A 21,070-nucleotide genomic window follows, 5' to 3' on the forward strand; every position below is an offset into this window, starting at 1 on the left:
CCGGCAGGCGTGGTGAACGACGCCGCAAGGAAGAGAGGAAGCCGATGAAAGCGACACTCCTGGCCGCCGCGCTGGCGGCCCCATTGCTCGGGCTGACCCTGGCGGGCCCCGCCGCCGCCACCCGAACCACCGGCAGCTACACCTCGCTGACCGTGTTCGGCGACAGCCTGGTCGATGCGGGCAACATCTTCGCGCTGACCGGGGGGCGGACGCCCTCCCCCTCGGCCGGCTATTTCCAGGGCCGGTTCACCAACGGCTACGACTATACCGACCTGCTCAGCGTCGACCTGTTCGGCCGGCCGACCCTCGCTTCGCTGCTGGGCGGACGCAACTTCGCCTTTGGCGGCGCGCGGATCGTCGACAATGGCGACGCGGTCCCCGATCTGTCCCGGCAGATCGACCTGTACGAAGCCGCATTGGGCCAGACCGCCGACCGCAACGGGCTGTATGTGCTGAATGCGGGCGGCAACGACGTGTTCGGCGCGATCGCCGGCACGATCGGCGGGGCGGACCCGCAATCCTATCTGCGGGACGCCGCCGGCCAATATGCAGCCAGCGTGCAGCGGCTGAACGACCTGGGCGTGCGCAACATCCTGATCACCGACTTCCCGGTGGCGACCGCCGGGGCGATCAACAGCCAGGCCAATGGCTTTCTCGATGCGGCGCTGGGCAATCTGTCGCTGGCGAGCGACACGACCCTGTTCCGGTTCAGCTTCACCGACTTCTTCAACCAACTGTCGGTCGATCCCGGCCGGTTCGGCCTGCCCGCGCTCGACCTGACCACGACCTGCCAGGCGGCAGGAGCGGCGGCGATCGCCTCGGGCTGTGCCGGCTATTTCTCGTTCGACGGCACGCATCCGACCGCGGCGGTGCAGCGCGCCGCCTATCAGGAGATGAACCGTCAGTTCGCGCTCGCGGTGCCCGAGCCGGCGAGCTGGATGCTGATGCTGACCGGCTTCGCGCTCGTCGGCATGGCGGCGCGGCGGCGCGGCCGGCTGGTGCCCCGCCCCGCTTGACCTCAGCCTTCGGAGCCGACCGGCCGGGTCGCGCCGGCCGGCGGCTCCACGGCCAGCGGCCGGACGCGGTAGAGCATCGCCGCGCCGGCCAGGGCGAGCAGCGCCAGCCCGCCGCAATAGAGGCTGACGCCCGACCAGCCGCCGCGCGTCCAGGCGAAGCCGCCCGCCGAGCCCAGCACGCTGGACCCGGCATAGTAGAAGAACAGGTACCAGGCCGCCGCCTGGCCGCGCGCCGCCGCGCCGCGCCGCCCGACCCAGGCGCTGGCGATCGAGTGCGCGCCGAAGAAGCCGATCGTCACGATCCCGATGCCGGCGATCACGGCCACCAACGGCCGGGCGGCGGTCAGGGCGACGCCGGCGAGCAGCACCGCGACCGGCACCGGGAAGACCTGGCGCCGCCCGACCCGCCCCGCCAGCGCGCCGAACCAAGCCGAACTCGCCGATCCCAGGATGTAGATCAGGAAGATGGCGCCGACCGCCGCCTGGCTCAGGCGATAGGGCGGTCCCAACAGGTGGAAGCCGACATAGTTGAAGACAGTGACGAAGATGCCCATCACCAGAAAGGCTTCCAGGTAGAGCAGGCGCAGACCCGGATCGGCGAACAGCGGCCGCACCGCGCCGGCCACCGCCGCCAGCCCGCCATCGTCGGCGACGAACCGTCGCGAGGGCGGCGCGAGCCGGCGGAACGCCTCGGCCATCGCAAGTCCGGCCAGGCCAACGGTCGCCAGCGCCCAACGCCAGTCGGCGACGTCCGCGACCAGGCTGGCGACCAGCCGGCCGCCCATGCCGCCCAGGCCGCTGCCCCCGATATAGAGGCCCATCGCCGCGCCGACCGACGCCACGTCCACCTCCTCCGACACATAGGCCATCGCCACCGCCGGCACCCCCGCCAGCGCCAGGCCGGTCAGCAGCCGCAACGCGAGCAGCGCATACCAGCCCGGGGCGATCGCCGCGGCGAGCGTCAGCAGCCCGGCCGCGAACATCGCCGCGACCATCAGCGGCCGCCGCCCGACCCGGTCGGAGACGACGCCCGCGACCAGGATGCCGATCGCCAGCGGTCCGGTCGCCAGCGACACGGCGAGCGACGCGCCTTCGGCGCTGAGGCCATAGTCGCGCGCGAACAACGGCAGGAGGGGCTGCACCGCATAGAGCAGCGAGAAGGTGGAGAAGCCGGCGAACAGCATGGCCAGGGTCAGACGCCGATAGGCGGGCGTGCCCTTCGCCAGCGGGAGATCGACCGACGGGTCTGGCGGCGAGGGGCGGGGGGGTTCGGTCATGTCAATTGGGCTTTAGGTGCCGCCAAACGCTTCCCACCATCCCGGCGAAGGCCGGCATCCGGTTGGGGAGCGCCGGTGGTCGACCAGGCGCGCTGCGTTACTGGACCCTGGACTTCGTCGGGGTGGTAAGGCGTGGTCAAGGCCATCGACGGAACGCGCCCTCTCCTCACCCCTGCGACAGCGCCTCCGCGATCAGCCGCCGCGATTCCTCGACGCCGTAGAGCGCGAAGAAGCTGCCCATGCGTGGCCCCTGCGCGGCGCCGAGCAGCGTCGCGTAGAGGACGCCGAACCAGTCGCGCAAAGCCTCCTTGCCGTAATGGCGCTTGCCGATCTCATAGACCCGGTCCTGCAGCGTCGCGGCGAGATCCGCATCGGCCGGCACCGGCTCGGCCAGTGCCGCGTCCAGGTCGCGCAGCGCCGCCGCCTCCCCCTCGGTCGGGGCGCGGCGCTGAAGCGTCGGGGCGACGAAATCGCGGGCATAGGCGACGGCATAGCCGACCAGCCGGTCGAGCGCCGGATTGGCTTCCGGCGTCAGGGCGGCGTCATAGCGCTGGAGGAAGCGCCACATCGTCTCGCGGTCGCCGACGCCCGGCAGGCTGGCGAGGTTGAGCAGCAGGCCGAAGCTGACCGGCAGCTTTTCGTCCGGCACCAGCCCGTCATGGATGTGGTGGACCGGATTGCCCAGTCGCTGCTTCAGCTCCTGCGTCGCGTAATTGGTTCGGAACTGCCAATATTCGTCCACCGCACGGGGGATGACGCCCATGTGGAGCTGCTTGGCCTTTTTCGGCTCGCGATAGGCGAAGAAGGCGAGGCTCTCCTCCGGCCCATAGGTCAGCCACTCCTCCATCGACAGGCCGTTGCCCTTCGACTTGGAGATCTTCTGGCCATGTTCGTCGAGGAACATCTCGTAGTTGAAGCCCTCGGGCGGGCGGCCGCCCAGCACGCGCGCGATCTTGCCCGACTGGATCACCGAGTCGATCAGGTCCTTGCCCGCCATCTCGTAATCGACGCCAAGCGCGACCCAGCGCATCGCCCAGTCGACCTTCCATTGCAGCTTGGACAGGCCGCCCAGGGCCGACTGCACGATCCGCTCGCCATCGTCGTCAAAGGCGATCAGCCCCGCCTCGGCATCGACCACCTCGATCGGCACCTGGAGCACGACGCCGGATTTCGGGCTGATCGGCAGCACCGGCGAATAGGTGGCGGCGCGTTCGGCGCGCAGCGTCGGCAGCATCACGCCCTGGATCGCGTCGAAATGACGCAGCACCAGCTTCAGCGCGTCGTCGAACCGGCCCGCGCTATAATAGTCGGTCGACGAGGCGAACTCGTAGTCGAAGCCGTAGCGGTCGAGGAAGTCGCGCAGGCGCGCATTGTTGTGGGCCGCGAAACTGTCGTGCGTGCCGAACGGATCGGGGATGCGGGTCAGCGGCTTGCCGAGATGCTCGGCCAGCATCGCGCCGTTGGGGACGTTGTCCGGCACCTTGCGCAGGCCGTCCATGTCGTCGCTGAACGCGATCAGCCGGGTCGGCCGGTCCGACAGGGCGTGGAAGGCATTGCGCACCATGGTCGTGCGCAGCACCTCGTTGAACGTGCCGATGTGCGGCAGGCCCGATGGGCCATAGCCGGTCTCGAACAGGATCGGCGCATCGCCGGGTTTTCCCTCGGGCCAGCGCGCGAGCAGCTTGCGCGCCTCTTCATAGGGCCAGGCCTTGGAGGCGAGCGCCTCGGCTCGCAACTGCATCGCGTCGTCGGTCATGGCCCGGCTCCTAGCGCCCCCCATCCGACGCTGCCAGCCCCGGCCGTGCCGGAAAGGTCCGCGCTCCCGCGAAAGCAGGAGCGCAGGAGCACCGCCACGCCGGGGCGGGATCAGCGCGTCGGATCGCTGACCTTGATCAGGTCGGGTGCCTTGACCGGGCTCAGCCCCTGGACCTGGTCGGGATCGATGCGCCGGCTGCGCGTGAAGGGCGGCAGGGTCTGCGGCTCGCCGGTCTCCAGCGCGCGCACGATCCCCTCGATCACGCGCAGGTCGGCCAGCCCCTCCTCCGCGTCGGGTTCGACCGGACGGTCGTGCAGGATGCAGTCGGAGAAGTAATACATCTGCCCGCCGAACTGGTCGGTTTCCGCGAAGCTGGCCTCGCGCTCGTCCTCGCCGATGATCCGCTGATGGCGCAGCGCCATGCCGAAGCCATAGGCGGGGCGCATCTGGATCGACCCCTTGGTGCCCGCGATCACCAGGCTGTCGACCGTGTTGGCGTAGTAGCTGACGACGAACTGCGCGATCGCGCCGCCCGGCATCCTGAGCGTCACCGCGACCGTGTCGTCGAAATCCTGCGCATAGCCCGACTGCGCATGGCGCGCGCCGATCGCGGAGACGACCTGCTCCGGCTCGTCGCCGAACAGATAGCGGATCGCGTTGATCGGATAGGGTCCCATGTCGAACAGCGGCCCGGCCTTCAGCCCGTTGCTCGCCCGGTGGTTGGCGGGGTCGAGCAACTGCGCGAAGCAGGATGAGAAGGCGATCAGATCGCCCAGTTCGCCTGCCCGGATGCGGTTGATCGCATCGATGGTCGCCGGCTCGAAATGCAGGCGATAGGCAGTCATCAGCTTGGCGGAGGAGCGACGCTCCGCCGCCAGCATCGCCTCGGCGCGCTCCACCGAGATTTCCAGCGGCTTCTCGCACAGCACGTGGATGCCGGCATCCAGCGCGGGGATGGCGAATTCGGCGTGACGCCAGTTGGGCGTCGCCAGATAGATGGCGTCGATCGTGCCGGAGGCGAGCAGCTCGCCGAAGTCCTCATAGGCATAGACCGCGTCCAGCCCATAGGTCTCCGCCACCTGCCGCGCCTTGTCGAGATCGCCGGAGACGAGCGCGACCAGCTCCGAATTGCCGGTATGCGCGATGCCCGGCATCATCGCCTCCTGCGCGATGTCGCCCAGCCCGACGATCGCATAGCGGACCTTTCGCTCGTGCCTGCCGTCGCCGCCCAGGCCCAGTGACGTACCGATGCTCATGCCGCTTCCTCTCGATCCGGTTCGTGGTCGGCGCGGGGAACGCGCATGCCCGGAAACGGGTCCGGCCGGATCGGCTCAGGCGGCGAAGCGCGCCGCGTTGCGCCCCTCGGCCTTGGCGCGGTAAAGCGCGCGGTCGGCATCGCCGAGCAGCGACGTCGCGGTCGCGCCGGGCCGATAGAGCGCGATGCCGATGCTGGCGGTGACCGGCGGTCCGTCGGCTGGACCGGTGGCGCTGGTCGCGATCGCGCTGCGCAGCCGCTCGACCAGCGCCAGCGCCGCCGTCTCGCCCGCACCGGGGAAGATCACCACGAATTCCTCGCCGCCCAGCCGGCCGACCAGGTCGGTGGCGCGCACCGCCTCCGCCGCCGCGCGCGCGACGCGGCGTAGCACCCGGTCGCCCTCGGCATGGCCCCAGCGGTCGTTGACCTCCTTGAAATGGTCGATGTCGAGCACCGCCACCGCCAGTGGTTCGGCCTGGCCCTCACCACGCCCCTGCGCGGTGGCCAGCGCCTCGTCCAGCATGGCCAGCGCGCGGCGGCGGCTGGCCACGCCGGTCAGCGCGTCGGTATCGACCAACCGCAGCGCGCGCTCCGCCATCGCCTCGGCGGCGAGATGCGCGGCGCGCAGCGCGGCCTCGGCCTCGACCTGCTCGGTCACGTCGCGGATGATGCCGAACAGCGCGGCGGAGGCGCCGTCGCCGCGCGTCTCGCCGCCGCCGCGGATAACGACATGGCGGATGCCGCCATCGCCCCGCCGGATGCGCGCGGCGCATTCGAACTCGCCCCCGGCCGTCATCGCCGCCCGGACGACCGCGCGAACGCGCGCCATGTCGTCGGGATGGTAGAAGGCCAGCGCCTGTTCCAGCGTCGGCTGCGGGTCGGTGGCGGACAGGCCGTGCAGGCGGAACACCTCCGCGCTCCAGGTCATGGCCCCCGTCTCGAGCGAATAGCGCCAGTGGCCGACCCCGGCGATCCGCGCGGCCATGCCCAGCAGGCGGTTGGCGTCGCGCAGTTCGTGCATGGCCGCGTCGGCGCGCAATTCGGCCTGCCGACGGCGGCTGATGTCGCGGATCGACATGATCACCTCCGCCGCCTGCCCCTTCGACCACGGCCCGGTCGCGTCCTGCGCCGGCACCAGCCGATAGGCCGCCTCCAGCCAGACATAGCTGCCGTCGCGGCGTTGCTGGCGATAGACGCAGATGTCATGGCCGGGCCGCCCAGCCACCAGGCCGCGCCAGTTGGCGATCACAGCGTCGCGGTCCTCGGGATGGATGAAGGTCGCCGGCGCCTGCGCCAGGATCTCGGCCGGGCTGTAGCCCAGCACCCGGAGCGTGGCCGGGGAGGCATAGACGACGGTGCCGTCCAGCGCCATGCGGCCGATGATGTCGCTCGACCGTTCGGCCAGCAGGCGATGGTGCCGTTCGCTTTCCGCCCGCTCGGCCATCAGGCGCGCGCGCGCCGACTGGAGCGCGGCGAAGGGCAAGGCGGTCGCGAACAGCACCAGCAGGTAGAATTGCAGGAAGAAGGCGGCTTCGACCGAGGAGCCGGCGTGCAGGTGCGCCGGGCTCATCCCGAGGCTGATCGCGACCGCCGCGGCGATCGCCACGATCGTGACCCCGGCGGCGGCGCCGAACGGACCCAGCCGATAGGTGGCGACGAGCAGCGCGACCATCGGCAGGAACAGCAGCGGGAACCGCCCCTGCGCGAACACCGCCAGCGTCACCGCCGCGAGCAGCGCCAGCAGCGCGACCGCCTCGCTGGCCGAGCGGGGGCGGGTCACATGAACCTCGGCCGGGTCGAACAAGGCCGCCGTCGTCAGCACCATCGGCGTGACGATCAGCATGCCCAGGGTGGCGGTGGTGAACCAGGCCAGGATCGACGGCCATTCCCCGCCACCCACCCCGGCCCAGATCGCGCCATCGGCCAGGCCGGCGATCAGGGTCGCGGCGGTGAAGCGCGCGACGTCACGGGGCCGGATGAAAGACGGCCGGGCGATGCCCCAGCGTCGGATCAGCACCGCCGCCAGCCAGCATCCGGCCAGATCGGCCGCCGTCATGCCGACCGACAACAGCAGGTCGATGCCCGCGTGGCGATTGGCGAGGATGCTGGCGGCGGCGCAGGCGAGCAGCGTGGCGGGCGCGTAGCGCGGCGGCAGCAGCAGCAACGCGGCGAGCAGCACGCCGCCGGCGGGCCACATCGCCGCCACTCCCTGCACTCCGCCGATCGCCGCGAGCGACAGCGACGCCGCCGCCCAATAGGCGAGCGCGGCGATCCCGATCGTCCCGATCGGACGCCTGGCCACCCCTTCGCCGTCGATTCGCCCTGATTCCATCACCACGGCTCATCCTAAACTTCGGAGGTTAATTCGTTGTTATAGATGCTCTTTCTCCATCGCCGCGAGAAGCGCGTCGATGTCGATCGTGGCAAAGCGGGTATATTCGTCGGCAATCCCATAGGGAAGCAGCATCGTCCGCCCCCGCAGCAACGCGCCGCAACTATAGACGACGTTGGGAACATAGCCATCCCGATCTTCCGGCCCCGGCTCCAGGAGCGGCACCGGCAGGCGCCCCAGCACGCGCGACGGATCATCCCGGTCGAGCAGCACCGCGCCCATGCAATAATTGCGCACGACGCCAACGCCGTGCGTCAGCAACAGCCAGCCCTCGTCGATCTCTATCGGCGAGCCGCAATTGCCGATCTGGACGAATTCCCAAGGATATCGCGGCTCCAGGATCTTGCGGCCGCCGGTCCAGGTGAATGGATCGTCCGATCCGAACAGCCAGAGATTCTCGTTGTCCTGCCGCCCGATCGCCAGGAAGCGCCCGCCGACCCGGCGCGGGAACAGCGCCATGCCCTTCGCCCCCGCCAGATCGCCGCGCACCGGGTGCATCTTGAAGGTGCGAAAATCGTCGGTCTGGAGCAGTTCCTGCCGCACCGCGTCGGTGCCGACCGCCGTATAGGTGCCGACATAGGTGGTCTCGCCGGTCTTGCGGGCGAAGGGGGTGAGGCGCAGGTCCTCGATCCCCCGCGCCTGGCTGTCGAGGATCGGGAACAGCACGGTCTCGGACGGCTCGCGGCTGCCGCTGCAGTCGAGCTGGACCGTATCCTGGTCGTGCCAGCCGGTGGCGGGACCGACGATCGGCGGCACCGCCGTCTCGCTGGGCGGATCGAGCGCCAGCGTGCCGTCCGCCTGCCAGCAGCCGGTGCGGAAGGCGACGGAGGACAGATGCCCTTCGCCGATTCCGCGCAGCGACAGGACGAAGCGGATCGCGCCGTCCGATGCCGTGCTCAGGCCCACGATGCTGGGGTTGAAAAGGGCCGCCGATTCGAAGGCATATTCGGCGCTCAGATAGCCGCCGATCAGCAGCCGGTGCGAGCGGCTGACGGCATCGGCGTCGGGCAACTGGTCGCGCACCGCGTCGAACTGGCGAAGCAGCAGCGCGTCGACATCGCGGTGGCGTTCGTCCAGCGAGGCGCGGACGCGGGTGAGCTCGTCGTCCAGTTCCGCCTCCGGCAGCGACAGCACGCGGGCGATGATGCGGGCGGGGCGCGGGTGGCCGGGCACCGCGAAGCCCGCCGGATCGGCCGGCAGGAACGGACGGATCACCGTCCGCGCCGGGTCGGGCCCCAGCTTCACGGACAGACGCTGGACGGGGACGGAGGGGTAGGACGACATGACGATCGGCACGCTCCAGGGCAGTGATGCCCCGGAACGCGCCGACCGATGACCAGGTTTCCGATCAGCCCGCGGTGGCGGGCGCCGGGGCGCCGGCCGGGGGCGGCGGCGGCGGCGCGTTGCGATCGCGCGGACCGGCACCCGGACCACCGGGGCCACCGGGGCCGCCGGGGCCGCCGGGGCCGCCGGGGCCGCCGGGGCCATGCGGCGGCGGCGCGAGCGGGGCCAGCGCCACCACCTTGCCCGATGCGTCGACCAGGAACGAGGCATGCATCATGCCCCGGTCGAACCGGCCCTGCACCGTCACCGGCGCGCCGACCGAGACCAGGCTGGCGTCGTCGCCCCTGGGCCCGGTATCGACCAGCGCGTGGCCGCTGCCGTCGTCCAGCACGAACTTGTTGCCGAAGGTCTCGGCCACCCGGCCCTTGACGGTGACGACCGAATCGCCGGCGGTCAGCGACCGGATCGGCGTGGCGCGCATCGGCGCCATCTCGACCGCCGGCTCGAACGAGCGGGCGACCACCGCGCCGCCGGTGATGCCCGCGGCGAGCAGCGCGACGCCAGCCAAGCCGGTGCGCAGGTTGTTGCGGAAGATGGGGGGCATGGGAACGTCTCCTTGTTGATGGCCCCTTCTACCGATTCGCCCCCGACCCCCACTGAACCGCGCGGTTCAGTTTCGGTTTAGACACCCGGCATAGGGCCGGTGACGGAAAGGGATGCGATGCGGGTGCTGCTGGTGGAGGACGATGCGGCGCTGGGCGCGGGGATCGCGCGGGCGTTGCGCGCCGAGCATTTCGCGGTCGACCTGGCGACCGACGGCGTCGATGGCGGGCATCTGGGCAGCACCGAGGCCTATGACGTGGCGGTGCTCGATCTGGGCCTGCCGGGGCGCGACGGCCTGTCGGTGCTGGCCGGCTGGCGGGCCGAGGGGCGCACCCTGCCGGTCCTGATCCTGACCGCGCGCGACGCCTGGGCGGAAAAGGTGCAGGGCTTCAAGGCGGGGGCCGACGATTACCTGACCAAGCCGTTCCGCACCGAGGAGCTGGTGATGCGGCTACGCGCGCTGGTCCGCCGCGCCGCCGGCCATGCCGCCAGCGTGATCCGCTGTGGACCGCTCAGCTTCGACGCGCAGACCGGGCAGTTCGAGCTGGACGGCCTGCCGCTGAAGCTGACCGCCTTCGAATGGCGCGTCCTGTCGGCGCTGATCCTGCGCCGCGAGGTGGTGGTGGAGCGGCTCGACCTGCTGGAGCGCGTCTACGAGGGCGATGCCGATGTGGACTCCAACTCGCTCGAGGTGATCGTCGGCCGGTTGCGCCGCAAGATCGGCGCGGAGCGGATCGAGACGGTGCGCGGGCGCGGCTATCGCCTGACGGCGGGGGCGGCGTGATCCGGGGACCCCGCTCGCTGCGAGCGCGGCTGGCGCTGGTCGCGGCCGCAGCGACGCTGGTCGCGCTGGCGGTGGCGGGAATAGCGATCGCCGGCATCCTCGAACGCTATGTCACCGGCACGATCGATGCGCGCCTCGACGACCGGCTGGTGGCCTATGGCGCGGCGGTGCGCGACGACGGGACGCTCGACGCGCCGCTGCTCGCCCGGCTGGCGGGCGGGTCGGACCAGCCCTGGCGGATCGTGACGCCGCGCGCGCGGGCCGGCATGACCTGGCTCGATCCGATGGCGGCGGCTCCCGCGCCGGCGGCGCGGGAGGGCCCCGGCCTGCCGAAGGCACCGCCGCCGGCCCCGCCTCCCGGCCGCCAGCCGCCCCCCGCGGGGCGCGCCCCGCCCCCCCCGCCGGGTGCGGGCCAGCCGTTCGACCAGCGCACCAGCCAAGGCGGCGTGCATGGCCGTTGGGCGACGATCGCCACCGCCGCCGGGCCGGCCCAGGTGGCGGTGGCGGTGCCGCGTCGGGCGATCCAGCGCCCGGTGGAGGCGGCGCTGGCGCCGTTGCTGGCCACGCTGGCGCTGCTCGGCGGGCTGCTCGGCGCGGCGACACTGGTGCAGTTGCGGATCGGCCTCCGCCCGCTGGCGACGATCGCGACCATGTTGGCGGAGGTGCGCGCCGGCCGCCGCCGCCATGTCACGGTCGATCCGCCGACCGAATTGCTGCCCCTGGTCGAGCGGCTCAACGCCCTGATCGACGACAACGAGGCGCAACTGGCGCGCGCGCGCGGCCATGTCGCCAATCTGGCGCATGGGCTCAAGACGCCGCTGGCGGCGCTGCGGCTCGATCTCGCCGGGCGCGACCCGGACGGGCGGCTGGCCGCGCAGCTCGACCGCGCCGAGCGGCAGGTCCGCCATCATCTCGGCCGCGCCCGCGCCGCCAGCGACGGCGGGGCCGGGACCGCGCCGGTCGCGGTCGCCCCGACCGTCGCCGATCTGGTCGCGGCCCTGGCGCGCATCCATGCCGATCGCGGCATCGCCGCGCAGGTGTCGGTGGCGGACGACCTGGCGGTCCGCTGCGACGCGCAGGATCTGGCGGAGATCCTGGGCAATCTGATCGACAATGGCTGGCGCTGGGCCCGCGGACAGGTGCGGATCGCCGCGGAGCGGCGCGACGCCGACGTGCGGATCGCGATCACCGATGACGGCCCCGGCATCGCCGCCGATTCGGTCCCCCGAGCGCTGCGCCCCGGCGTCCGGCTGGACGAGGCGGGGGAAGGCCATGGCTTCGGCCTGCCGATCGCGCGCGAGCTCGCCGAACTCCATGGCGGCACGCTCGCGCTGTCCACCGCGCCGGGGGAAGGGCTGACCGCGACGGTGACGCTGCCGGCGGGGTGAGGCACTTTCCCCTCTGTCCTGACCGTCGGACATACCCCCCGGCGGGGGATCGTTGCAAAACGCACGACTTCACCCCGACGAGGGCCGGGGTCCAGTTGGCGGAGGCTCGCGAATCACTACAATCGCGCCGTGACTGGACCTTGGCCTTCGCCGGGGTGGTGCATCAGGAGGCAGGCGGCCGCATTTCGCAACGATCCCCTTACAAGGAAGGCGGTCCGACACTGATGCCCCCTTCCCCCACCTCTAGGATATCCGCAGCGCCACGCTATCTGGGGCGATGATGCTCAACGATCGCTCGACCCCGCTCGCCTTTCTCGCCACCCGCCGTTCGGGCAAGCCGCGCGATCTGGTCGCGCCCGGTCCCTCGGGCGACGAACTGCTGGCGATGATCGCCATCGCCGCGCGCACGCCCGATCATGGCAAGCTCGCGCCCTGGCGGTTCGTGATCGTCGAGGATCGCGACCGGCTGGCCGCGCTGATCCTGGACGCCCGACGCGCCGCTACGCCACCGCCGAGCGAGGCGGAGCTGGCGGGGCTGGACCAGTTCGCGCGCCAGGCCCCCGCCTTGGTGGTGGTGCTGTCGGCGCCGCAGGCGGGGCGGCCGATCCCGGTCTGGGAGCAGGAGATGTCGGCGGGTGCGGCGTGCATGAACCTGCTCCACGCCGCCAACGCCCATGGCTATGCTGCGGGCTGGCTGACCGGCTGGCCGAGCATGTCGGAGGCGGTGCGCGACGGCTTCGGCGCGGCGCCCGAGCGGATCGTCGGCTTCGTCTTCATCGGCACGCCGTCGCGCGCGCTCGACGAACGGCCCCGTCCCGATCTGGGTGCAATCGTTTCACATTGGTGAGTCGACAAGCGCGTCCCATGCTGTATTAAGTCACCATGACAGCATTTAGCGGCGAGGACAGCCCGGTCTATCTCCGCCTCCGCGGCGCGATCGCGGCGGGCATCCTGCGCGGCGACTATCGCTCGGGCGACCAGTTGCCCTCGGTCCGCGCTTTCGCCGCCGAACATGGCGCCAATCCGCTGACCGTCGCCAAGGCCTATCAGGGCTTCCAGGATGATGGCTATGTCGAGGTGCGGCGCGGCGTCGGCATGTTCGTGCTGCCCGGCGCGGCGGAGCGGCTGCGCGTCGCCGAGCGCACCACCTTCATGACCACTCACTGGCCGCGCATCCAGGAGGCCGTGGACCTGCTGGGTCTCGACTGGGACGAACTCCTCCAGCGCGCGCGGGCCTGATCCTCCACCCCTATTCCTTCGGATCGGACCAGGCGAAGGCGAGGAACTGCGAGCGTTCCTCCCGGCTGAAATTGTCGTCCGCCTCGGCGATCAGCGCGCGGCGGCCATCCGCCAGCCTCGGCCCCCAGGCCAGCCCCTCCAGATTGTCGATCGTCACGCCCCGATAGTGGCCGGGCAGGTCGAGCAGCACCCGCCGCGTCATCGGCACCGCGTCGCAGCGCGGCACCGCCGGACAGGCGAGCACGTCGCTACTGCCGGGCGCGATCGTCGACAGCACGATGCGCGCATCGACACCGTGCCGCATGTCGAAAGGCGTCGCCCGCTTGATCGTCAGGAAGCGGTGGTCGTCGACCGCGAGCAGCTCCGACACGGCGTAGCGCGCGTCCGGCACCGCATAGACATATTGCCCGGTCGCCCGCCGGGTCCTCGGATCGAAGCGGGTCAGGCGGTGGAGAGCGGGCGCGTCGCCGTCGCCGGCCGCCATCCGGTCCTCAAAGGCCGGCACCTCGTTGATCGCGAACACGCCGCCGTCCGGCGCGACGGCCAGCCCCTCCAGCACGCCGTTGGACTCCGCTCCGCGCGTGCGGTTGTCGGCATAGAGATAGGCGGCCGGCAGCGCGAAGCTGTGCAGGATGCGGCCCCTGGCGTCGCTTTCGACGATGGCGGGCTGGGTCCGGCGGGCCGGGTCGTCCTGCCAGGTGCCCTCCGACGACCAGAGGACATGGCCCTGGCCAGGATGGCGGATGGCCTCGGGATCGACCACCAGGCGATCGGTCGGAAAGGGCATGCCCTGCGCGTCGCGCAGCACGACCTGCCGCTTGAGCCGCACCCGCATCCGGTGGCGCGGCGCGTCGATCCGGATCGCCAGGCGGTAGAAGCGTGGCGGCCGCCCGTCCCCCTTGTCGTCGGAGATGGCGAGGTAGTCGCCGCCGGGCAGCCGGTCGAGGCCGGACAGGCCGCCGACCGCGACGCCGTGGAAGCGGCTGCCCTGCGGGATCGCGGTCGCGGCGATCAGCTCCAGGGGTGGCGGCGCGGCCTGGCCTGCGGCCGCACAGCTCCACAAGACGGTGGTGGCCAGTATCGTCGCGATGATCCGCACGTCCACGCACCTCCTGTCAGCCCCGGCGCCATCGGTCAGTCCGGCCGCCTCGCCATTAGTTCAGATCGTCGCCTTGCCAAAGCGAGCGGTTGAACCGCCGACCATACGCAGGACGGTCCCAAACCGAAGCGGGCGATGATCATGACGCCTTTGTCAGTGCGGTGGAGCGCCGGGCCGGCCTACAAACGGGACGGCGCATGTCCCATGCGCCGCAGCCATGGAGGTGTCGATGCCCGTCCTTCCCGCCCTGATGCTGATCGCCGCGCGAGCACCCGATCCGGGCGTCGACAAGGCCCCTGCGTGCGCCGCCTCGAACACGGGCACCATTACGCCGGCCGACATGCTCCAGCGGCTCGACGACTTCCGGGCCCGCTTGGGCGGCGGCGCGCGCGAGCGGCTCGACCGGGCGCTGCCGCGCGACGCGTCGGACGGTATCAAGGCCTGTGTCGGCAATGTCGACCGGAGCGAAGCGTCCTGTGAGAACGGGGCCTATTTCCGCGCTCTGCGACGCACGGGGCTGATGGCCCGGTTCAAGGCCGGCCTCTGTCCCGGATCCGCGGCCGGCTATCCCCTGGACGACCGCCCGGCATCCGGCCCGGACACCGCCCGCCAATAGCGGGCGGCGCTGCGGTCAGAGCGGGATGGTGGCGTGCAGGAAGGCCGGGATTGGGCCGTTCCAGCCGATATCCGGACCGTCGTCGCGGTCGCGGGCATAGCTGCGATCGTCGCGCCGGCTGCGCACCGGACGATCCTGCTCGCGGGGCGCGCGTTCCTGGAGCGCCTGCTCGCGGGGCGCGCGGTCGCGGGGAGCCTGCTCGCGGGGAGCCGACCGTTCGCGCCGCGGCGCTACCGGCTCGGCGGCGTCAGCGACCGCCTCGTCCGACGACGCACGGCGGGGCCGGTCGCGGCGGCCGCGACGCGGCTCCTCCTCGACGGCGGGCAGCTCCAGCCGGGCGATCGACTGGCCGGTCAGCTTCTCGATATTCTCGATATTCTCGGCATCGTCGGGCGCGACGAAGGTGAACGCCACGCCGGTCGCGCCGCCGCGCCCGGTCCGGCCGATGCGGTGGACATAATCGTCCGGATGCCAGGGCGCGTCGAAGTTGAAGACGTGGCTGACGCCCTTGATGTCCAGCCCGCGCGCCGCGACGTCGGACGCGACCAGGATGTTGATGTCGCCGCGCTTGAACAGGTCGAGCTCGGCCAGCCGCTGCGGCTGCTCCATGTCGCCATGGATCTCGCCCGAGCGGAAGCCGTGCTGCTTCAGCGACTTGTTCAGCTCGCGCACCGTCGTCTTGCGGTTGCAGAAGATGATCGCGGTGCGCACCTCGTCCTGCCCCAGCAATTGGCGCAGCCGCTTGCGCTTCTCGAACGACTGGGCCGGCACCGGCACCACCCATTGGGTGATGTTGATGTTGGTGGAGGCGGGGCGCGCCACCTCGATCGTCTTGGGATTGTCGAGGAACTTGTCCGCCAGCTTCTTGATCGGCGGCGGCATGGTGGCCGAGAAGAGCAGGGTCTGGCGCTGCTTGGGCAGCTTGGTGCAGATTTCCTCGATATCGGGGATGAACCCCATGTCGAGCATCCGGTCCGCCTCGTCGATCACCAGCATCGAACAGCCGGTCAGCAGGATGTTGCCGCGCTGGAACAGGTCCATCAGCCGGCCCGGCGTCGCGATCAGCACGTCGACGCCCTTTTCCAGCGCCTTGATCTGGTCGCCCATCGACACGCCGCCGATCAGCAGCGCCATGGAGAGCTTGTGGCCCGCGCCGTACTTCTCGAAATTCTCGGCGACCTGGGCGGCGAGTTCGCGCGTCGGCTCCAGGATCAGGCTGCGCGGCATCCGCGCGCGGCTGCGGCCATGCGCCAGGATGTCGATCATCGGCAGCACGAAGGCGGCGGTCTTGCCGGTGCCGGTCTGGGCGATGCCGATCAGGTCGCGCATCATCAGGACGGAGGGGATGGCGGCTGCCTGGATCGGCGTCGGCTCGCTATAGCCGGCGTCGGTGACCGCCTGGAGAAGTTCGTCGGAAAGGCCGAGATCGGCAAAGGGCATGAACATGTCCGGGTAAAAGGTGCGCCGACCGGTGTCGAGGCGCCCCGGCGCTGTCGTATTTACCGTCAAAAGTCAAGGAAACTCGCGTGCCCGGTGGCGCCGGCGGGCGGCTCAGCGCACCGGGTCGAGCGCACGGAACGCCGCGATGCCGCAGCGTGCGCCCGACCGCACTCGAATGGAGTCGCGCCGCGCGCAGACCTGCCCGTCCTCGCCCGGCCGGATGTACAGGCCCGAATAATAGTCCATCGAGCTGCAATCATGGTCGAGCCGCGCGCGCAGCCGGCGGCCGTCGACGGTCAGCAGGTCGATCGCCATCGGCGCGACGATGCTGGCGCCCGCCAGCCGGTCGACGGGCAGGCATTTCGGCCCCTTGCGCTCGCGCCAGCCGCGGACCATCGGCACCGGCGTGGCCAGCGTCGGGGCGGCGATCGGCATCCGCGGCACCCGGCGGATGGTGATGCGTTCGCGGATCAGCACCTGCGCGGTCACGACCGCCGGCGGATCGGCGGCGACCGGCGCGGCGAGCATCGCCGTCGCGAACGACCAGCCCGCCACCGGGACCAGCCCATGGCCAAGGCGCATCGCGCGCAAGCGGAGGGGAAAGCGGGGAAAGGGCATGGCGGGTTCAGGCTTCCCGTCTAGCGGCGAAGATTGAACGCGTCATGAACTCGGTCTAGCGGGCGGGTCATGACCCCTGCCCAGACCGCCATGCTCGACCGCCTCCGGCCCCGGCTCGGCCCGGGCGGGATCGTCACCGACCGGGCGCTGATCGAACCCTGGGAGGAGGATTGGCGGCGGCGCTATCGCGGCCATGCGCCCGCCTTGCTCGCGCCGCGCGACACGGCCGAGGTGGTGGCGATCCTGCAGGCGGCGACCGAGGCGCGGGTGCCGCTGGTGCCGCAAGGGGGCAACAGCTCGATGGTCGGCGGCGCGACGCCGCCGGCGGATGGCGGCGCGTTCCTCCTGTCGCTGCGCCGGATGGACCGCATCCGCCGGCTGGATGCCGGGGCGGGCCTTGCCGTGGTCGAGGCGGGCGTGATCCTGGAGCGGCTGAACGACGCGGCGCTGGCGGAGGGCTGGCGCTTTCCGCTGACGCTCGGCGCGCGCGGCAACGCGACGATCGGCGGCCTCGTCTCGACCAATGCGGGCGGGACCCAGGTGCTGCGCTTCGGCACGATGCGCGGGCTGGTGCTGGGGGTGGAGGCGGTGCTCGCCGACGGCACCGTGATCGATACGCTGGCGGCCTTGCGCAAGGACAATCGCGGCTATGACCTGGGCCAGTTGATGATCGGCGCCGAGGGGACGCTGGGCATCGTCACCGCCGCGACGCTGAAGCTGGCGCCGGCGGTCGCGGCGCGCGGCGTCGCCTGGGCGGGGGTGGCCGATCCGGCCGATGCGCTGGCGCTGCTCCGCCGGTTCCAGCGGGCGAGCGACGCGGTCGAGAGTTTCGAGATCCTGCCCGCCGAGACGCTGGACGCGGCGCTGGCGTGGCGGCCCCAGGCGCGCGCGCCGCTCGCCGGTCGCCATGCCTGGCATCTGCTGATCGAGGCGACCGCCGCCGCCGCCGCCGCCGAGGCGCCACAGGCGCTGCTGGAGCGCGTTCTGGGCGAAGCGCTGTCCGACGGGCTGATCGCCGATGCGACCATCGCCGCCAGCGAGGCGCAGGCCGACGCCTTCTGGGCGATCCGCGATTCGCTGTCGGATGCCGAGCGGGCGCAGGGCCCCGCGGCGCAGCACGACATCGCGGTGCCGGTCGATGCCATGCCGCGCTTCATGGTCGAGGCGGCGGCGGCGTGCGACGCGCGGTTTCCCGGGACCCGCGCCTCGGGCTTCGGCCATCTGGGCGACGGCAACATCCACTTCCACGTCCGCGCACCCAGGGACGCCGACCGCGCGCGCTGGTATGCCGAGGATGCGCCCGTTGTCAGTCGCTTCGTCCATGACCTGGTGACGGCGGCGGGCGGCACGATCTCGGCCGAGCATGGCATCGGCCAGATGAAGGCGACGGAGCTCGCCCGCCTCGCCCCGCCCGGCCGGCTGGCGGCGCTCGCCACGATCAAGGCGGCGCTCGACCCACTGGGGCTGCTCAACCCGGGCAAGCTGCTTGCGCCGCCCCGGCCGGCGGAATAGGGCAAGGCGTTCTTTTGTTCCCGGAGTGATCGAAAAATGGCCAGCGCGCCGCAACTGCCGCTCTTCTACAACGGCCTCGAACCGCTTTCGAGCGAGACCCATGCGGACTGGAAGGTCCGCCCGGCCGAGACCGCGCCCTTCCTGGCCGGCCAGCATGCGATCCCGGTGACGATCGACGAGTTCCCGCTGGTCCAGCGCCACATGCCGATCGTCTTCTCGGTCGGCGAGGATGCGATCCCGTTGGCGCTGATGGGCCTGAACGAGGGCGTCAACGTCTTCGTCGACGAGGCCGGCAAGCTGACCGAGACGAACTTCTACGTCCCCGCCTATATCCGCCGCTATCCCTATATGCTGGCGCGGCTGCGGCCCGACAGCCAGGACCTGTCGCTCTGCTTCGACCCGACCAGCGAGACGATCGGCGCCTTCGAGGATGGCGAGCCGCTGTTCACCGATGGCCAGCCGAGCCAGCTGACCAAGGACATCCTGGCCTTTAACGAGCAGTTCGAGCAGGCCGGCCAGCGCACCCAGATGTTCATGAAGGAACTGAAGGACCTGGGCCTGTTGATGGACGGCGAAGTCACGATCCAGATGGACGGCGGCGAGCAGCCCTTCATCTATCGCGGCTTCCAGATGATCGACGAGAAGAAGCTCGCCGACCTGCGCGGCGACCAGCTGCGCAAGATCAGCCAGTCCGGCATGTTGCCGCTGCTTTATGCGCACCTGTTCTCGCTGTCGCTGATGCGCGACATCTTCGCGCGCCAGGCGCAGGCCGGCAAGGTCGCCGCGCCGCAGATGCAGCCGAGCTTCTGATCCCTCCCGCCGCCCCCGCCGGTCGTGCGGGGGCGGCGTGGCGGCGCAGGGCCCCGCCTTGCCCCGGCGGGCCGCCAGGGGGTTCACGCGAGGGCGCGAACTCCCGCACTGGCGACCCCTGTCAGGTCCGGCTCCGGCCTGTGATGCGATCCTCGCACGGCCATCCTACCACTCCGGCGGCGGCTGGTGGCCGCAGAAGGTCAACCGGGTAGAGGCCTCCGGCCGCCGCCCGGCCGCGCGACGTCGGGCGATCGGAACAGCGTCGCGGCCCGTTCCGTGACGGCCGGCGCCACCCTTTCCCTGCCCGCTCCGCGCGGCTAGACCGGACGCTCCGTCGGCCCGCTCCCCGCGCCGCGCGGGCTGGAGCCGGGCCCATGATCGATCGCCGCGATGCTGTTCTGCGCTACTCGCGCGTGGCGATGCTGTTCCACTGGACGATCGCCGCGCTGGTGATCGTCAACCTGGCGATCGGCCTGCTCCACGATGCGATCGGCGGCATGGCGCTGCACAAGGCGGTCGGGCTGACCGTGCTGGGGCTGACGGCGGCGCGGCTCGGCTGGCGGTTGCTGCACAGGGCGCCGCCGCTGCCCGCGCATACCCCCGGCTGGGAGCGCGCGGCCGCCCACGCCACCCACTGGACGCTCTATCTGCTGATGGTGGCGATGCCGCTGACCGGCTGGCTGATGGTCTCGGGCGGGCCCATGCCCCGGCCCACCTCCTGGTTCGGGCTGGCGCAGGTGCCGCCTTTGCCGGTCGGACGCGCGGCGGGCGGGTTCGGGCATGAGGCGCATGAACTGCTCGGCTGGCTGATGCTCGCTTTGGTGCTGCTGCATGTCGCGGCGGCGTTGCGCCACCGTGTCCTGCTGCGCGACGGGATGCTGGCGCGCATGGCGCCCCTGCTCGACCGCTGATCCGGGGGGTTGATCCGGGTAAGACAGGGGTCCGCACATTTTTTCGCAATCGATGCTTGAACCAAAAGCCGGGTCACCCATTTATGCCTTGTACGGCATCGTGTCCCCCCTTTCGCGGCGCTGTACGACACGCTTTCAGCGTGTCTCCTCCCTGAACCTTGGCCACCTCGCTGCGATCACGCGCGAGGTGGTTTTTTTATGTCATTCGGCGGCGTGCGGCAGCGCCATGGCCAGCGCCTCCGTCGCCAGCGCATCGATCATCCGCCGGACCAGCGCCGCCGTCGCCGCCAGCCCTGCGCCCGGTTCGTCCAGCGTGGCGTCGAGATAGAGGCGGCGGTCCAGTTCGACCTGCACCGCATGGATGCTGCGCTCCGGCGCGCCCTGCCGCTCGACGATGAAGCCGCCGGCATAGGGCGTATTGCGGGTGACGCCGATCCCGGCGGCGCGCGCCTCCGCCTCCAGCGCCCGCGCGAAGCGGCCGGCGGCGGTGCGGCCGAAACGGTCGCCGATCACCACCTGCGGCCCGTCCTCCGCCAGCGGCGGCATCGAGTGCAGGTCGAGCAAGACCGCGACGCCGTGGCGGGCGCGCGCGGCAAGCAGCAGCGCCTCCAGCCGATCGTGATAGGGGCGGTGATCGGCGACGATCCGCGCCTCGACCTCGGCGGCGGTGAAGCGGCGCGCCCACAGGTCGCCCGCCCCCGTCACCCGGCGCGGCACCAGCCCCAGGCCGCTGCGCAGCTTCGCCGATAGGATCGGCCGGCGCAGCGGGGGGGCGCCCTCGTCGACGCGCGGGTCGCGCTCGCGCTCCGACCGGTTGAGGTCGATCCAGGCCCGGCCCAGCCGCTGGACCAGCATCGGCTCGTCGCCGCGCGCGGCATGGGCGACGGCATCGACGCGGCGATCCTCCAGGCCCTGGAGCGCGGCCGAGGGAACCCGCAGCGCGGCGCGCAATTCGGCGGGATAGTCGGTCCCGGCATGCGAGACGGACAGCACCACCGGCCCGGCCGGCGGCATGCTTCCCCATTCGTCGAACGACCGCCTCATCCCGTCGATCCTAAAGCCGCTTCGGT

General features: G+C 71.4%; 19 protein-coding genes. 9 read left to right on the forward strand and 10 right to left on the reverse strand.

Annotated elements, in window-relative coordinates; translation table 11 throughout:
- The first annotated feature begins 44 nt into the window (after positions 1 to 44).
- Complete coding sequence (locus GGQ96_RS04880) at positions 45 to 1,016, forward strand: SGNH/GDSL hydrolase family protein (protein WP_184112012.1); 972 nt, start codon at positions 45 to 47, stop codon at positions 1,014 to 1,016.
- A gap of 2 nt (positions 1,017 to 1,018) precedes the next feature.
- On the opposite strand, the gene GGQ96_RS04885 is transcribed toward GGQ96_RS04880, so the two are convergent.
- The 6 genes from GGQ96_RS04885 to GGQ96_RS04910 all read right to left on the reverse strand — a co-directional run bounded on the left by GGQ96_RS04885 (position 1,019) and on the right by GGQ96_RS04910 (position 9,584).
- Entirely contained in the window at positions 1,019 to 2,293 is a 1,275-nt protein-coding gene (locus tag GGQ96_RS04885) for an MFS transporter (protein WP_184112014.1), read from the reverse strand.
- A gap of 166 nt (positions 2,294 to 2,459) precedes the next feature.
- The gene (locus tag GGQ96_RS04890) at positions 2,460 to 4,049 is read right to left on the reverse strand and encodes a lysine--tRNA ligase (RefSeq protein WP_184112016.1); all 1,590 of its coding nucleotides are present in this window, start codon (positions 4,047 to 4,049) and stop codon (positions 2,460 to 2,462) included.
- A gap of 110 nt (positions 4,050 to 4,159) precedes the next feature.
- Positions 4,160 to 5,305: a Gfo/Idh/MocA family protein gene (locus GGQ96_RS04895; RefSeq protein ID WP_184112017.1), complete on the reverse strand. Its 1,146-nt coding sequence runs from the start codon at positions 5,303 to 5,305 to the stop codon at positions 4,160 to 4,162.
- Positions 5,306 to 5,380: 75 nt separating this feature from the next.
- Positions 5,381 to 7,636, reverse strand: a complete 2,256-nt coding sequence (locus GGQ96_RS04900; RefSeq protein WP_246360179.1) for a diguanylate cyclase — start codon at positions 7,634 to 7,636, stop codon at positions 5,381 to 5,383.
- 39 nt (positions 7,637 to 7,675) lie between these two features.
- Positions 7,676 to 8,980: a glycoside hydrolase family 130 protein gene (locus GGQ96_RS04905; protein WP_184112026.1), complete on the reverse strand. Its 1,305-nt coding sequence runs from the start codon at positions 8,978 to 8,980 to the stop codon at positions 7,676 to 7,678.
- 64 nt (positions 8,981 to 9,044) lie between these two features.
- Positions 9,045 to 9,584 carry a hypothetical protein gene (locus GGQ96_RS04910; RefSeq protein WP_184112028.1) on the reverse strand — a complete coding sequence of 180 codons (540 nt, stop codon included), beginning with the start codon at positions 9,582 to 9,584 and terminating at the stop codon, positions 9,045 to 9,047.
- A 117-nt stretch (positions 9,585 to 9,701) separates the two neighbouring features.
- Between GGQ96_RS04910 and GGQ96_RS04915 the strand changes: the two genes are divergently transcribed.
- From GGQ96_RS04915 to GGQ96_RS04930, 4 genes are all read left to right on the forward strand, one after another.
- Positions 9,702 to 10,367 carry a response regulator gene (locus GGQ96_RS04915; RefSeq protein ID WP_184112030.1) on the forward strand — a complete coding sequence of 222 codons (666 nt, stop codon included), beginning with the start codon at positions 9,702 to 9,704 and terminating at the stop codon, positions 10,365 to 10,367.
- A complete protein-coding gene (locus GGQ96_RS04920) occupies positions 10,364 to 11,755 on the forward strand; it encodes an ATP-binding protein (protein WP_184112032.1) in 1,392 nt (463 codons plus the stop codon). Before GGQ96_RS04915 ends, GGQ96_RS04920 begins: the two co-directional genes overlap by 4 nt.
- A gap of 280 nt (positions 11,756 to 12,035) precedes the next feature.
- Positions 12,036 to 12,602 carry a nitroreductase family protein gene (locus tag GGQ96_RS04925; RefSeq protein WP_184112034.1) on the forward strand — a complete coding sequence of 189 codons (567 nt, stop codon included), beginning with the start codon at positions 12,036 to 12,038 and terminating at the stop codon, positions 12,600 to 12,602.
- Positions 12,603 to 12,637: 35 nt separating this feature from the next.
- Entirely contained in the window at positions 12,638 to 12,994 is a 357-nt protein-coding gene (locus GGQ96_RS04930) for a GntR family transcriptional regulator (RefSeq protein WP_184112036.1), read from the forward strand.
- A gap of 10 nt (positions 12,995 to 13,004) precedes the next feature.
- Here the strand turns inward: GGQ96_RS04930 and GGQ96_RS04935 are convergent, their stop codons facing one another.
- The gene (locus GGQ96_RS04935) at positions 13,005 to 14,099 is read right to left on the reverse strand and encodes an esterase-like activity of phytase family protein (protein ID WP_343058923.1); all 1,095 of its coding nucleotides are present in this window, start codon (positions 14,097 to 14,099) and stop codon (positions 13,005 to 13,007) included.
- A 223-nt stretch (positions 14,100 to 14,322) separates the two neighbouring features.
- On the opposite strand from GGQ96_RS04935, the gene GGQ96_RS04940 reads away from it, so the two are divergent.
- Positions 14,323 to 14,709, forward strand: a complete 387-nt coding sequence (locus GGQ96_RS04940; protein WP_184112038.1) for a hypothetical protein — start codon at positions 14,323 to 14,325, stop codon at positions 14,707 to 14,709.
- Positions 14,710 to 14,724: 15 nt separating this feature from the next.
- On the opposite strand, the gene GGQ96_RS04945 is transcribed toward GGQ96_RS04940, so the two are convergent.
- Together GGQ96_RS04945 and GGQ96_RS04950 are read right to left on the reverse strand one after the other, a co-directional pair.
- A complete protein-coding gene (locus tag GGQ96_RS04945; RefSeq protein ID WP_184112040.1) occupies positions 14,725 to 16,149 on the reverse strand; it encodes a DEAD/DEAH box helicase in 1,425 nt (474 codons plus the stop codon).
- Positions 16,150 to 16,260: 111 nt separating this feature from the next.
- Entirely contained in the window at positions 16,261 to 16,767 is a 507-nt protein-coding gene (locus GGQ96_RS04950) for a hypothetical protein (protein ID WP_184112042.1), read from the reverse strand.
- A gap of 69 nt (positions 16,768 to 16,836) precedes the next feature.
- Between GGQ96_RS04950 and GGQ96_RS04955 the strand changes: the two genes are divergently transcribed.
- From GGQ96_RS04955 to GGQ96_RS04965, 3 genes are all read left to right on the forward strand, one after another.
- Entirely contained in the window at positions 16,837 to 18,279 is a 1,443-nt protein-coding gene (locus GGQ96_RS04955; protein ID WP_184112044.1) for an FAD-binding oxidoreductase, read from the forward strand.
- Positions 18,280 to 18,315: 36 nt separating this feature from the next.
- Positions 18,316 to 19,089 (forward strand): SapC family protein, encoded by a 774-nt coding sequence (locus GGQ96_RS04960; protein ID WP_184112045.1) that lies wholly within the window; start codon positions 18,316 to 18,318, stop codon positions 19,087 to 19,089.
- Between the two features lie 374 nt (positions 19,090 to 19,463).
- Entirely contained in the window at positions 19,464 to 20,000 is a 537-nt protein-coding gene (locus tag GGQ96_RS04965; RefSeq protein ID WP_184112047.1) for a cytochrome b, read from the forward strand.
- A gap of 201 nt (positions 20,001 to 20,201) precedes the next feature.
- Here the strand turns inward: GGQ96_RS04965 and GGQ96_RS04970 are convergent, their stop codons facing one another.
- Positions 20,202 to 21,044 (reverse strand): N-formylglutamate amidohydrolase, encoded by an 843-nt coding sequence (locus GGQ96_RS04970; protein WP_184112049.1) that lies wholly within the window; start codon positions 21,042 to 21,044, stop codon positions 20,202 to 20,204.
- Between the last annotated feature and the right edge of the window lie 26 nt (positions 21,045 to 21,070).

Source organism: Sphingomonas abaci, from assembly GCF_014199625.1.
GTDB lineage: Bacteria > Pseudomonadota > Alphaproteobacteria > Sphingomonadales > Sphingomonadaceae > Sphingomonas > Sphingomonas abaci.

Excerpts from the sequence above, each read along its gene's own strand:
- GGQ96_RS04900 (WP_246360179.1), bottom strand. The coding sequence starts at position 7,636 with ATGGAATCAGGGCGAATCGACGGCGAAGGGGTGGCCAGGCGTCCGATC.
- GGQ96_RS04955 (WP_184112044.1), top strand. The coding sequence starts at position 16,837 with ATGACCCCTGCCCAGACCGCCATGCTCGACCGCCTCCGGCCCCGGCTC.
- GGQ96_RS04905 (WP_184112026.1), bottom strand. The coding sequence starts at position 8,980 with ATGTCGTCCTACCCCTCCGTCCCCGTCCAGCGTCTGTCCGTGAAGCTG.
- GGQ96_RS04910 (WP_184112028.1), bottom strand. The coding sequence starts at position 9,584 with ATGCCCCCCATCTTCCGCAACAACCTGCGCACCGGCTTGGCTGGCGTC.
- GGQ96_RS04945 (WP_184112040.1), bottom strand. The coding sequence starts at position 16,149 with ATGCCCTTTGCCGATCTCGGCCTTTCCGACGAACTTCTCCAGGCGGTC.
- GGQ96_RS04930 (WP_184112036.1), top strand. The coding sequence starts at position 12,638 with ATGACAGCATTTAGCGGCGAGGACAGCCCGGTCTATCTCCGCCTCCGC.
- GGQ96_RS04940 (WP_184112038.1), top strand. The coding sequence starts at position 14,323 with ATGCCCGTCCTTCCCGCCCTGATGCTGATCGCCGCGCGAGCACCCGAT.
- GGQ96_RS04915 (WP_184112030.1), top strand. The coding sequence starts at position 9,702 with ATGCGGGTGCTGCTGGTGGAGGACGATGCGGCGCTGGGCGCGGGGATC.
- GGQ96_RS04960 (WP_184112045.1), top strand. The coding sequence starts at position 18,316 with ATGGCCAGCGCGCCGCAACTGCCGCTCTTCTACAACGGCCTCGAACCG.
- GGQ96_RS04890 (WP_184112016.1), bottom strand. The coding sequence starts at position 4,049 with ATGACCGACGACGCGATGCAGTTGCGAGCCGAGGCGCTCGCCTCCAAG.
- GGQ96_RS04925 (WP_184112034.1), top strand. The coding sequence starts at position 12,036 with ATGCTCAACGATCGCTCGACCCCGCTCGCCTTTCTCGCCACCCGCCGT.
- GGQ96_RS04965 (WP_184112047.1), top strand. The coding sequence starts at position 19,464 with ATGATCGATCGCCGCGATGCTGTTCTGCGCTACTCGCGCGTGGCGATG.
- GGQ96_RS04895 (WP_184112017.1), bottom strand. The coding sequence starts at position 5,305 with ATGAGCATCGGTACGTCACTGGGCCTGGGCGGCGACGGCAGGCACGAG.
- GGQ96_RS04880 (WP_184112012.1), top strand. The coding sequence starts at position 45 with ATGAAAGCGACACTCCTGGCCGCCGCGCTGGCGGCCCCATTGCTCGGG.
- GGQ96_RS04885 (WP_184112014.1), bottom strand. The coding sequence starts at position 2,293 with ATGACCGAACCCCCCCGCCCCTCGCCGCCAGACCCGTCGGTCGATCTC.
- GGQ96_RS04970 (WP_184112049.1), bottom strand. The coding sequence starts at position 21,044 with ATGAGGCGGTCGTTCGACGAATGGGGAAGCATGCCGCCGGCCGGGCCG.
- GGQ96_RS04950 (WP_184112042.1), bottom strand. The coding sequence starts at position 16,767 with ATGCCCTTTCCCCGCTTTCCCCTCCGCTTGCGCGCGATGCGCCTTGGC.